The 12,515-nt window shown below is 44.0% G+C and carries 10 protein-coding genes; 7 read left to right on the top strand and 3 right to left on the bottom strand.

Annotated elements, in window-relative coordinates:
- Positions 1–19: 19 nt before the first annotated feature.
- From HCZ91_RS03885 to HCZ91_RS03875, 3 genes are all read left to right on the top strand, one after another.
- Positions 20–724 (top strand): TIGR04283 family arsenosugar biosynthesis glycosyltransferase, encoded by a 705-nt coding sequence (locus tag HCZ91_RS03885; RefSeq protein ID WP_257019963.1) that lies wholly within the window; start codon positions 20–22, stop codon positions 722–724.
- A gap of 84 nt (positions 725–808) precedes the next feature.
- Positions 809–1,444 carry a TIGR04282 family arsenosugar biosynthesis glycosyltransferase gene (locus tag HCZ91_RS03880; protein WP_179798313.1) on the top strand — a complete coding sequence of 212 codons (636 nt, stop codon included), beginning with the start codon at positions 809–811 and terminating at the stop codon, positions 1,442–1,444.
- Between the two features lie 135 nt (positions 1,445–1,579).
- Positions 1,580–2,623, top strand: a complete 1,044-nt coding sequence (locus tag HCZ91_RS03875; RefSeq protein WP_179798311.1) for a methyltransferase domain-containing protein — start codon at positions 1,580–1,582, stop codon at positions 2,621–2,623.
- Positions 2,624–2,784: 161 nt separating this feature from the next.
- On the opposite strand, the gene mtnP is transcribed toward HCZ91_RS03875, so the two are convergent.
- Positions 2,785–3,678 carry an S-methyl-5'-thioadenosine phosphorylase gene (gene mtnP, locus HCZ91_RS03870; RefSeq protein ID WP_179798309.1) on the bottom strand — a complete coding sequence of 298 codons (894 nt, stop codon included), beginning with the start codon at positions 3,676–3,678 and terminating at the stop codon, positions 2,785–2,787.
- 485 nt (positions 3,679–4,163) lie between these two features.
- Between mtnP and HCZ91_RS03865 the strand changes: the two genes are divergently transcribed.
- From HCZ91_RS03865 to HCZ91_RS03855, 3 genes are read left to right on the top strand one after another with little or no spacing between them, the layout of a single operon-like run.
- Entirely contained in the window at positions 4,164–5,183 is a 1,020-nt protein-coding gene (locus tag HCZ91_RS03865) for a TAXI family TRAP transporter solute-binding subunit (protein WP_057760864.1), read from the top strand.
- A complete protein-coding gene (locus HCZ91_RS03860) occupies positions 5,161–5,724 on the top strand; it encodes a DUF1850 domain-containing protein (RefSeq protein WP_102092890.1) in 564 nt (187 codons plus the stop codon). The genes HCZ91_RS03865 and HCZ91_RS03860 overlap by 23 nt, the downstream gene beginning before the upstream one ends.
- Before the next feature lie 10 nt (positions 5,725–5,734).
- Positions 5,735–7,738, top strand: a complete 2,004-nt coding sequence (locus HCZ91_RS03855; RefSeq protein ID WP_102092388.1) for a TRAP transporter permease — start codon at positions 5,735–5,737, stop codon at positions 7,736–7,738.
- Between the two features lie 144 nt (positions 7,739–7,882).
- Here the strand turns inward: HCZ91_RS03855 and lipA are convergent, their stop codons facing one another.
- On the bottom strand, positions 7,883–8,926 hold the full coding sequence (gene lipA, locus HCZ91_RS03850) for a lipoyl synthase (protein WP_057760861.1): 1,044 nt from the start codon (positions 8,924–8,926) through the stop codon (positions 7,883–7,885).
- Between the two features lie 148 nt (positions 8,927–9,074).
- Positions 9,075–9,485, bottom strand: a complete 411-nt coding sequence (locus HCZ91_RS03845; protein ID WP_179798307.1) for a carboxymuconolactone decarboxylase family protein — start codon at positions 9,483–9,485, stop codon at positions 9,075–9,077.
- Positions 9,486–9,905: 420 nt separating this feature from the next.
- Between HCZ91_RS03845 and acnB the strand changes: the two genes are divergently transcribed.
- Entirely contained in the window at positions 9,906–12,509 is a 2,604-nt protein-coding gene (acnB, locus tag HCZ91_RS03840; RefSeq protein ID WP_057760857.1) for a bifunctional aconitate hydratase 2/2-methylisocitrate dehydratase, read from the top strand.
- Positions 12,510–12,515 lie beyond the last annotated feature (6 nt).

Below are 12,515 nucleotides of genomic sequence, written 5' to 3'. Positions count from 1 at the left end.
TAACGTGACGGTATATCCATTGAAACTTTCCATCATCATTCCGATATTAAATGAAGCGGATAACTTGCCTGAGCTTATGGCTCAGATTGTCAGTCTCGCTCCGGCACCGCAGCAAGTGATATTGGTCGATGGTGGTTCAGTGGATGGTTCAGTTACTGTCGCCAAAGAGATGCTCAAAAGTATAGAGACTGCTCAATCAATCATTGATTGGCATGTTATCGACTCTACCATAGGACGCGCTCAGCAAATGAATGCGGGCGCTATGTTGGCAACAGGTGATGTACTGCTATTTTTACATGCTGATACCGAGCTGCCAGCTGACGCGATAGATAACGTTCAGCAGGCAGTAGCTCAGTACGATTGGGGACGTTTTAATGTGCGTTTAGATAGTCATGAGCCATTGTTAAACATCGTCGGATTAATGATAAATCAACGCTCGCGCTTAATGGATATAGCCACTGGTGATCAAGCAATATTTATCAAAAAGTCTTTGTTCGAGCAGATTGGTGGCTATCCTGATCAGCCACTGATGGAAGATATAGAACTGTGTAAACGGCTAAAGAAAATTTCTCGACCAGCTTGTCTAAAAAGCAAAGTCACGACCTCAGCGCGGCGTTGGCAGCAGCATGGCACATGGCGGACGATTTTCTTGATGTGGCATTTACGCTTTGATTATTGGCGCGGTGTATCGCCTAAAGTTTTAAAGCAACGCTACCATAAGTAGTGAGATTGTTTGATTTATAAACATGATAGACAACAGAAGAAAGAGTTCGTCCTTGTACATTTGACTAATTGAGAGACCGTTATAGTGACAGCTGATTCATCTGCAAGACAGCAAGATACCTGCATCATTCTGTTTGCAAAATATCCAGCACGCAACAAGGCAAAAACCCGTTTGCAGCCAGCGCTAGGGGTAGATGGCGCTGCACGTATGGCAAGGCAACTATTATTGCATAGTATTGAGCATGCCGTTGATACGGGCTTTGCTGTTGAGCTATGTGTGAGTCCAGCACCAATAGATCCATGTTGGCAGGCGCTTGATTTGCCTGACTCATTACGTTGGTCTGCGCAGGCCGACGGTGATTTGGGTTTGCGTATGTTGATAGCCAGTCAGCTCGCATTGCAACGTTTTGACAAGGTTGTATTAATTGGTACGGATTGCCCTAGTCTTACGACAGCACGTATTCAGACAGCGGTACAGCAGCTAGATCAACACGATGCGGTCATGCTTCCAGCGACTGATGGTGGGTATGTGTTGTTAGGATTTAAACAAGTTAATGACAGCATGTTTTCGGACATTGTTTGGAGTACGCCTAGTGTTGCTGCTGTCACCAAGCAACGCATGGCGGCATTAGGCTGGACACTGGCACTATTCGACCCTTTACATGATATTGATGAGCCTAAAGATCTAAAGCATTTACCGTCAGGCTGGCCAGACTTTTAACTCAATATCAAAGTGGATAACTACTGATAACCGATAAGTGACAACTAGGTTGATAAACTCACTAATGTAGTTGCATATTCTAAGATGATTCACTAAGAATTTTAACTGGATGGCACATTCAATAAGGATATTGTTATGCATGACGTCGTGCAAAATTACTATGGAAAAGAGTTACAGGGTACCAATGATCTAAAGACCTCGGCTTGTTGTGATATCAGCAATATGCCTGAGTGGCTCAAGCCATTACTCGCAAATATTCATGATGAAGTATTGAATCGCTATTACGGCTGTGGTCTGGTGTGTCCAGCACTGCTTGAAGGCTGTCGAATTTTAGATTTGGGCAGTGGCTCAGGCCGAGATGTCTATGCATTAGCGCAACTGGTGGGCGAGAGTGGGCACGTAGTCGGTGTGGATATGACTGATGAGCAGCTAGCCGTGGCCAGACAGCATCAAGCCTATCATGTCGATAAGTTTGGTTATGATAATGTGACATTTTTGCATGGCTATATCGAGAAACTAGATGAACTAGACCTTGAGGCTAATAGCTTTGATATTATCGTCTCAAACTGCGTTATCAATCTATCACCAGATAAAGCTGCGGTCATGGCCAGTGTGCAGCGCTTACTGAAACCTGGTGGAGAGTTTTATTTTTCTGATGTCTATGCTGATCGCCGTATCCCGCAACATCTGATCGATGACCCAGTCTTATATGGAGAGTGTTTGAGCGGCGCATTGTATTGGAAGGATTTTAACCGTTTGTCACGAGATGCAGGATTCTTAGACATACGTTTGGTTGAAGATCGCCCACTTGAGATTACAGATCCTGCTTTGGCGGCTAAAATCGGTGATATTCAGTTTTTCTCTGCAACTTACCGCTTATTTAAAATCGACTCGCTTGAGGATGCTTGCGAAGATCACGGACAAGCGGTGATATATAAAGGCTCTATCGAGCAGTCCCCGCATCGGTTTGATTTAGATAAACATCATGCTATCGAAGCTGGTCGGGTATTCCCAGTATGTGGCAATACGTTTCGAATGCTGCAAGAATCGCGCTTTGCGCCGCATTTTGAGTTTATCGGTGATGACAGTCGCCACTACGGTATTTTTGCAGGTTGCGGTGAATTAATGCCATTTAATCAACCTATGATGCTGGCATCTGGTGCAGGTGGTTGTTGCTAACATTAAAGTGGTGTATTTAGCATAAATTTAAATATACATGCTTAATTATAAAAAAGGCCATTATTTTAGATAATGGCCTTTTTTGATTCAATGGGAAACAGCACGATTAAAATTAGACCGATTAGCAGTAGTCAGTTTAAGATGGAAAATAAGTATCAAGATTACGTTAGCAAGGCGGCCAGTCTGATCTTGGTATGTTCGTCCATCGCATCTATAGGTGTGACCAATGCTTGTGCAAGAGCATTATGGGCGATTGAATCAGGTAGTTCAGCAGCAATCAAAGCCACGGCTTTCTGTATCACTTTTTGAGCATTGTCCGCATTTTTCATTAGGTTCTTTATCGCATAGTCGGCACTGACGGCTTCTTCCGTTGGATGCCAACAGTCGAAATCTGTCACCAGAGCTAACGTGGCATAAGCAATACTGGCTTCACGTGCCAATTTGGCTTCTGGCATATTGGTCATGCCAATAACATCTGCCTGCATCTGACGATACCATTCTGACTCTGCCCGAGTTGAGAATTGAGGCCCTTCGATACAGACATAAGTCGCCTGTGGGTGACTAGTGCCTTCTGTAATATCCGCTTTGTCATAAGCGCGCGTCAAGAGTTCTGCTAGGGCAGGGCATAGTGGGTCTGCCATCGACACATGGGCGACGGCACCTTCACCGAAGAACGTACTCACTCGCTGCTTGGTCATATCAATCATTTGATCAGGCACGACCATATCTAATGGCTTAAGATGCGCTTGCAATGAGCCAACTGCTGATACGGAGACGATATAGCGTACCCCAAGCGTTTTTAGCGCATAGATATTGGCTCGATAAGGTACTTCGGACGGCGTCAGTCTATGTCCCTGACCATGCCTCGTCAAAAAAGCAACGGTCACTCCCTCAAGCTCACCTAAGACAATATCATCAGATGGACTGCCATAAGGCGTCTGTATCGTCACACTGCGTTTGTTGGTCAGTGATGACATTTGGTAGAGACCGCTGCCACCGATGATAGCAATATCAGCAGATAATGTTGCTAGTACTTCCGTGTGAGGTATGGTCATAAGGACTATCCGAATGGGTTAATAAAAGAGAGACACAGACTAGTGCCATGTAATATCCTGAACCAAAAAATAGCTCAGATAAAATATAGCAGAACTTTTGTCCTTATAGTTATAAATTGAGATAGTTATAAATAGAGAATTCTCATTAATTTGCTATATCTAAAGATTCCTAAGAAATAATGCGATATGACAATATTTTTCAGATATCGATAAAGGTTTACAATAGCGACAATTTTTGTTTTAATATTTATTAAATGAAACTTTGTTTCGCATAGCAAAACATACATATATATATTAGTACAATTGATGAATGACCTATATTTTCTCTAATAGCTTTAAATATAAGGTATTGAAAGAAAAATAGAAAGTAAGCTAAGGTTTATTTATTGACAGAATTACTATATTATTACTCGTCTGTAACGTATTTATGTATAAATACGGATATTGTTAAACGTATAAAACCGATTACTTCAAGGATGAATTCAATGCTTAATTCTTTAAAATCCCCATTACTTTTGTCAGCTATGTTGAGTGCTGCGCTAGGTCTAACCGCATGCTCATCTCCAAGCTCAGAGGGCAGTGATACTGCATCTGCAGATAGCGCGGCAACGGATACTGCAGCAGATAAGCTTGATACTAAGTTTTTGACCATCGCTACTGGCGGTGCATCTGGCCCTTACAACATCATTGGTACTTCATTGTCTGAAGTCTATGTCAAAACTTTTGGTGTAAACTCAAAAACTCAAACCACTGGCGCATCGGTTGAAAACGTCAATCTATTAACCCAAGGCAAGGTCGACATGGTCTTGGCACTAAGTGACGTGGTGACGGATGCTGTCGAAGGTAAAAACAACTTTGAGCAGCCAATCACCAACATTCAGCAGATTGCTGTTTTGTACCCTAATGTGGTGCAAATCGTGACCTCGAAAAAATCTGGTATCAAAAACATTGAAGATTTACGAGGCAAGCGTATTGCTGTAGGCGATCAAGGTTCTGGTACAGAAGTGAATGCTCGTACTTTACTTGAAGGGTTTGGTATCACATATGATGATGTCACCGTTGATTATCTAGGCTTTGCTGAAGCTGCTGATGGTATGAAAGCAGGTAAGATCGAAGCGGCATTCTTTAGTAGTGGCCTACCAAACTCATCTTTGATGGAGTTAGAGCAAGGTTTAGATTTACAGATTGTCACTATCAATCAAGACAAGCTAAAAGAAATCATCGCGACCAAGCCTTACTTCAAAACCTTTGAGATTCCTGCTGGCACTTATGGCAACGAAACAGCCGTACCAACTGCAGCAATTATGAATGCACTATTGGTTAGCTCTGATCTGTCTGAAGCGGATGGTTATAAACTAACCAAAGCATTATTTGATAATTTAGATGGTCTAAAAACAGCTCACCAAGCGGCCAATGATATCAGTCTAGAAACCGCTCGTGATGGCATGGTAGCCCCAATCCATCCTGGAGCTAAAAAGTACTATGACGAACAAGCAGCCAAGTAATTCATTATGGTTATCAACTGGCGCGGCATTTATTGCAGCGCTGGTTTTTTTTACGCTATGGTTAGGCTCTACGCTTCAGTCTGTCGTTGAAGTGCGAGTCGCAGGCGTAGACGGTGCTGATGATAAGGTCTGCTATTTCACGGAGCCTGACTTTCAGCTACGTTGGATACATTCTGTAGAAAAACAGTGGTGGGAAGAGCAGTATCAACGCATAGACGGCAGCAGTACAGAAGGTGCGGAGCTGTTACTGACCACGACCTATTTTGAAGCGTTCGGTGCGGGGACACCCTCCACCGAAATGCTCGCTCCTATACAAAAGCCTGGCTATCTGGGTTATCAAATCAACGAAAAACTGCCTCGCCTTAATTGGGTCGTATCTAGACTGACCAAAGGTGAAATGGATTATGGTGGTCATCGTTTCTTGATTCACCAGTGGGTGCCAGACTATTCTGAAGTGGTGATCATGCCTAAGACGTATGATTTAATTGATAGATTTAAAAAGGACTTTTGTCATGAACTCCCAAGTGACGGATCAAGGTAGTGTGACTACCATGCCAGATGCTCAAGTTGATAACGATGCTGAGGCGGATGCGGTCAACCGAGCAGTATTGGAAAAATATGACCGAGAGTCAATCACGCGTCATATCACTCAAGGACCAGTAAAATATTTTATTGCTGGCATTTGTATACTCTATTCACTGTTTCATTTATATATTACTTTTAATCCAATGCCAGCACTGTTACAGCGCTCTGTACACGTGGGTGTTGGTTTTGCATTGATATTCCTAATTTTTCCAGCCAGCAAAAAAAGCAGTCGCAAGCGAGTGGCATGGTATGACTGGATTTGGTTTGCCCTGTCTCTATCCGGTATGGGCTATCTCATCTATGAATATCAAGATATCGTGACCTCGCGTGGCGGCATGGCCAATCAGGTCGATGTGATATTTTCCTTGATTACGGTAGTCTGCGTACTAGAAGGCAGCCGCCGTATCACTGGTTGGATTTTGCCAATCTTGGCAGGCATATTTTTGGCCTATCCATTTGTCAGTCATTTAGATTTTATGCCCGATAGGCTACTGACTCGTCCTTATGATATGGGTGATATCTTTGGTCAATTATTCTTAAAAACAGAAGGTTTGTACTCTGTTGCGATTGGTGCATCGGTCACCTTTATCTTCTTATTCATTCTCTTCGGTGCATTCTTAGCCCGTTCGGGAATGGGGCAGTTGTTTAATGATTTGGCATTGGCCATCGCTGGTCATAAGAAGGGCGGGCCTGCAAAAGTAGCAGTCATCTCTAGTGGCTTTATGGGTAGTATCAATGGCTCAGCTTTATCAAATGTGGTTAGTACGGGTGCCTTTACCATTCCATTGATGAAAAAAGTCGGCTATCACAAAGATTTCGCAGGTGCAGTTGAAGCCAGTGCTTCGGTCGGTGGACAGATTTTGCCACCGATTATGGGTGCCAGTGCCTTTATTATGGCGGAGACCACAGGCTTGCCGTATAGCACGATTGCTTTAGCAGCATTATTGCCAGCGATATTGTACTATTTAGGCGTCATTGCGCAGGTGCATTTCCGTGCTGGACGTCGTGATCTAAAAGGTATTGCTAAAGAAAATCTACCAGCGGTCAAAGAAGTATTGAAAGCCCGCGGTCATATGCTATTACCAATTGTCTTTTTGATTTTCTTATTGATCAGAAACGTACCTGTGGGATATGCAGCAGCTTATACCATTGGTTTTACCGTTGTGATCAGTATGCTACGTGCCGAAACGCGCATGAGCTTTTCTGATATTCTGGGTGCATTGGAAGATGGTGCGCGCCAGTCGCTAGCGGTTATGGCTGCTTGTGCGGTCGTTGGTATTATCATTGGGGTGGTGAGTCTGACCAGTTTTGGTACGGTGATGACGTCATCTATCGTCACGTTAGGTGCAGGATCATTATTCTTTACGCTTATCTTAACGATGTTGGCATCAATGGTCTTGGGCATGGGATTACCATCTATTCCTGCCTATATCATTACGGCGACCATGGCTGCACCAGCATTGGCCGGTTTTGATATTCCAATCTTGTCAGCGCACATGTTTGTTTTCTATTTTGGTATCTTTGCCAATATTACACCGCCTGTGTGTCTCGCAGCCTTTGCGGGTGCAGGTATATCCGGTGGTGATCCGATGAAGACAGGGTTCTTGTCCCTCAAACTTGCCCTCGCAGGATTCATCGTGCCGTTTATGTTTATTTATAATCCAACGATGTTGATGATAGATCCAACTGGCCTAGCAGTTACGGCAAAAGATTTTCCGCTGCCACCTATTGTAGATATCATTACAGTGGTAGTGACTTCGGTGACGGGTGTTATTGCGCTGAGCTCGGCACTTGAAGGGTATTTCAGAGGTGGTATGAATACGGTGACTCGTTTCATCTTAGCTATTGGCGCTTTATTATTGATTTATCCTGAGATTACGACTGGTATCGCAGGTGGTGTGATCGTCCTTGGTATTGCTGCATTCAATATAAAAACAGCTGGAAAGCCGACGCCAACTTTAACCGTGTAAAGCGTTAGGTTTAATCATTCTTAAATCTAACAAAGCTCAAAAAAAGGGTGAATAACAAATTTGTTATTCACCCTTTTTAATATTCTTAAGAAATGTTTTAGCGACTGCTGTTCACAATTACTTTCATCTCACTTGATTGCTAAATTAGCAGCCAAGTTTGCCTTCAGCTTCTAGCGCTTTTTTGCTACGGATAGGTGCTGGGCAGTCTTCGCCGTAGTACTGACGATCTGCAAAGTAGCTTGAGCGTACCATTGGGCCTGCCCAAATGCTAAAGAAGCCGATTTTTTTGCCGTAGTCCATATAGCGTTGGAACTCATCTGGATGGACATAACGATCAACAGGGGCGTGGTTTTTACTAGGCTGTAGATACTGACCAATCGTGATCATATCCACGTCATGCGCTTTTAGATCATCAAGTAGCGCATAGATCTCTTCTTCTGTCTCACCAAGACCAACCATAAAGCCGCACTTGGTGGCGATATCAGGACGACGCTCTTTATAAATCTTAAGCAAATCTAGCGAATGCTGATAATCAGAACCCGGACGGAAAGCTTTGTATAGACGTGGCACCGTTTCGATATTGTGGTTAAACACATCTGGTGCAGTCTCTGTCAATAAATCCAATGCAATATCCATACGGCCACGGAAATCTGGTACTAGGATTTCAATCAAGCAGTTTGGGCTAAGTGCTCTTGACTCGTTTAGCACTTCCACAAAATGTCCCGCACCGCCGTCTTTTAGATCATCGCGATCGACAGAGGTGATTACGGCATACTTAAGTTGTAGACCTTGAATGGTCTCAGCGGTATGACGCGGCTCATCCTTGTCTAGCTCATTAGGACGACCATGACCTACATCACAGAACGGGCAGCGACGCGTACAGATATCACCCATGATCATAAAGGTGGCTGTACCATCAGCGAAGCACTGTGGCAGGTTAGGGCAGGCTGCTTCTTCACAGACGGTATAAAGCTTTTGCTCACGCAAGGTTGCTTTGATACGAGCGACTTCAGCAGGCGAGGACATTTTTACCCGAATCCAATCAGGCTTTTTCTTTGCCTCGACAGTCGGGATCACCTTAATTGGGATACGGGCAACTTTGTCATAGCCACGTAGCTTTTCGCCTTGGATGGCTTTTTTTGGTTTGGCCTTAGCAGCAGGTACATGTGTTTGTACGGCAGTTGTCATAATGGAGTTATCTCTTAACCCTTTATATTATAAGGGTTTATGGAATTATCAGAATGTTTTATGAGTGCAGATATTATAGCAGAAATTTGGTCGTCAATTTTTAAACAATATTGTTAAGATTACTATGATTGCTCGGACGACCATAGTTTTAAATATCTATATCGATTTCCAACTCATTCAGTATATCTATGGCAGCGCGAAACGCTTCTTGAGTAGCAGGTGCACCGCAGTACGGCAAGCTATGCATGAGCACTTCTCTAATCTCAGCAACACTGGCCCCATTGTTAATGGCACCGCGTATATGTCCTTTCAACTCGTTTGGGCTTTTTTGAGCAATTAAAAAGGCAATAGTGATTAATGAGCGATACTTGCGTGGTAATACTGAGTCATCTTGCCAAGTGCTGCCCCAAGCGTGTTCGATAATCCAGTCTTGCAGCGGTTGGGTAAATCCTGTGGCAGCATCAAGCGAGCGTTTGACATGCTGCTCACCCATCACCTCAGTGCGTACCTTGAGACCATTGTCATAGTTAGTATTGTTGTCCGTATTGCTATCAGTCATATCGTCGTCCTTAATGTTTACACCAAAATGTTTTTACCAAATCGACTGTTAATAAATCGGCTGCTAATATATCGATATTGCTACATTTTTTTAAGCGAAATTTTATCGAAGTTATTTCTTACAAAATCGTATATCAGTCATATGGTGTCTGCTCAGTCATAAAGCAAGTACTTATTGACAAGCGTAATCAGGCAAATGCCAGTTATAATGAGCGCTACAATCATATTATTGATGGCACTATTTTTATAATAAATGTTCAATATGGCCTTACTATGCGCCTTTTCAGAGCTGAGCCATTAACATTTAAAGCGTTTTAAGCTATGATTGCACGGATAATTATTTCATATAGTATATAGACGCAGGCAGTCATGCTGACTACCCACGTAATGTGCTACACCCCAACTGACGAGGACGACTATTGTGTTAGAAGCTTATCGTAAACATGTCGAAGAACGTGCTGAGCTAGGAACTGTACCCCTACCACTAAATGAAAAACAAGTAGTAGAGTTGGTTGAATTATTAAAGAACCCGCCTGCAGGCGAAGATGCGTTCTTGATGAACCTATTAGAAAACCGTATCCCTGCTGGTGTTGACCAAGCAGCATACGTTAAAGCGGCATTTTTGGCTGCTATCTTAAAGGGTGAAACATCATCACCACTTATCAGCAAGCAAAAAGCTGTTGAAATTCTAGGCACTATGCAAGGTGGCTACAACGTTCAGCCACTAGTTGCTGCACTAGATGATAGCGAAGTTGCACAAGACGCTGCTGAAGCACTAAAGAAAACTTTGCTAGTATTTGACGCGTTCAATGACGTGACTGAAAAAGCTGAAGCTGGCAACACTATTGCTAAAGAAGTGATTCAGTCTTGGGCTGACGCAGAATGGTTCTTGAACCGTGCTGAAGTACCAAAGAAAACCACTTACACGACGTTTAAAGTAACTGGCGAAACCAACACGGATGACTTGTCACCTGCGCAAGACGCATGGAGCCGTCCTGATATCCCATTGCATTCACTAGCCATGCACAAAAACTCTCGTGACGGCATCAATGCTGACGAAGAGGGCGTTGTTGGCCCAATGAAGCAAATCGAAGCACTGAAAGAAAAAGGCCATCCGCTAGCCTATGTTGGTGACGTTGTTGGTACTGGTTCTAGCCGTAAGTCTGCGACCAACTCAGTACTTTGGTTGATGGGTGAAGATATCCCTAACGTGCCAAACAAACGTGGCGGCGGTCTCGTACTTGGTAACAATATCGCTCCTATCTTCTTCAACACGATGGAAGATTCTGGCGCATTGCCAATCGAAAAAGTGGCAGTCGATAACCTAAACATGGGCGATGTATTTGACATCTATCCGTACGAAGGCAAAATCACTAAGCATGACTCTGATGAAGTACTATCAACGTTCTCACTAAACTCACCAACATTGCTTGATGAAGTTCGTGCTGGCGGCCGTATTCCATTAATCGTTGGTCGTGGTTTGACTAACCGTGCTCGTGAGTATATGGGTCTTGGTCATTCAGATATCTTTGCTAAGCCAGAAGAGCCAGCTGATACCGGTAAAGGCTTTACGCTTGCACAGAAAATGGTTGGTAAAGCGTGTGGCCTGACAGGCGTACGTCCAGGTATGTACTGTGAGCCTAAGATGACGACGGTCGGTTCTCAAGATACGACTGGTCCGATGACGCGTGATGAGCTAAAAGACTTAGCATGTTTAGGTTTCCAAGCGGATCTCGTGATGCAGTCATTCTGTCATACTGCTGCTTATCCAAAGCCAGTTGACGTTGAGACTCAGCATACACTACCTGACTTTATCATGAACCGTGGCGGCGTAAGCTTACGTCCAGGTGATGGTATCATTCACTCATGGTTGAACCGTATGCTACTTCCAGATACCGTTGGTACTGGTGGTGACTCGCATACTCGTTTCCCAATGGGTATCTCGTTCCCAGCGGGTTCTGGTCTAGTTGCTTTCGCAGCGGCAACTGGTGTAATGCCACTTGATATGCCTGAATCTGTTCGTGTTCGTTTTGTTGGTGAGCGTCAAGCTGGTATCACTCTACGTGACCTAGTACATGCTATCCCTTATCAAGCGATCAAAGAAGGTTACTTGACAGTTGATAAGAAAGGTAAAATCAACGAGTTCAACGGCCGTATTCTCGAAATCGAAGGTCTAGAAGACTTGACCGCTGAGCAAGCGTTTGAATTATCTGATGCCTCAGCTGAGCGTAGTGCTGCTGGTTGTACCATCACTTTGTCTGAAGCATCAGTGACTGAGTACCTAAACTCAAACATCACGCTGCTTAAGTGGATGATCTCAGAAGGCTATGGCGATGCACGTACGATCAGCCGCCGTGTTGAGCAAATGCAAGAGTGGTTGGCTAACCCAAGCCTCATGCGTGCTGATGACGATGCTGAATACGCGATCGACATCACTATCGATATGAGCGAAATCAAAGAGCCGATCCTTTGCTGCCCGAACGATCCAGATGATGCAAAAACGCTAGCAGACGTGGCTGGTGATACCATTGATGAAGTATTCATTGGTTCATGTATGACCAACATCGGTCACTTCCGTGCCGCTGGTAAATTGCTACAAGACGTACCAGCAGGAAGCCTGAAGACTCGCCTATGGATTGCGCCACCTACTAAGATGGATGCACGTCAGTTGATGGAAGAGGGTTACTACAACATCTATGCACAAGCCGGCGCTCGTACTGAAATGCCAGGTTGTTCACTATGTATGGGTAACCAAGCACGTATCGCACCGAAATCTACTGCGGTATCGACCTCAACTCGTAACTTCCCGAACCGTCTAGGTCAAGGCGCTAACGTATACCTAGCTTCTGCAGAGCTTGCAGCAGTCGCAGCGGTACTTGGTAAATTGCCGACTAACGATGAGTATCAGCAGTATGCTGGTATGCTAAACAGCATGGGTGATGAAGTCTATCAATACATGAACTTCGACCGTATGGAAGACTATACTGAAGAAGCAGACAAGATTAACGTTGCTCAGTTGACCTAATCTTGA

The sequence above is a fragment of the Psychrobacter sp. BI730 genome (assembly GCF_013414195.1).
Classification (GTDB): Bacteria; Pseudomonadota; Gammaproteobacteria; order Pseudomonadales; family Moraxellaceae; genus Psychrobacter.
This window is presented reverse-complemented; position numbering and strand designations above follow the sequence as displayed.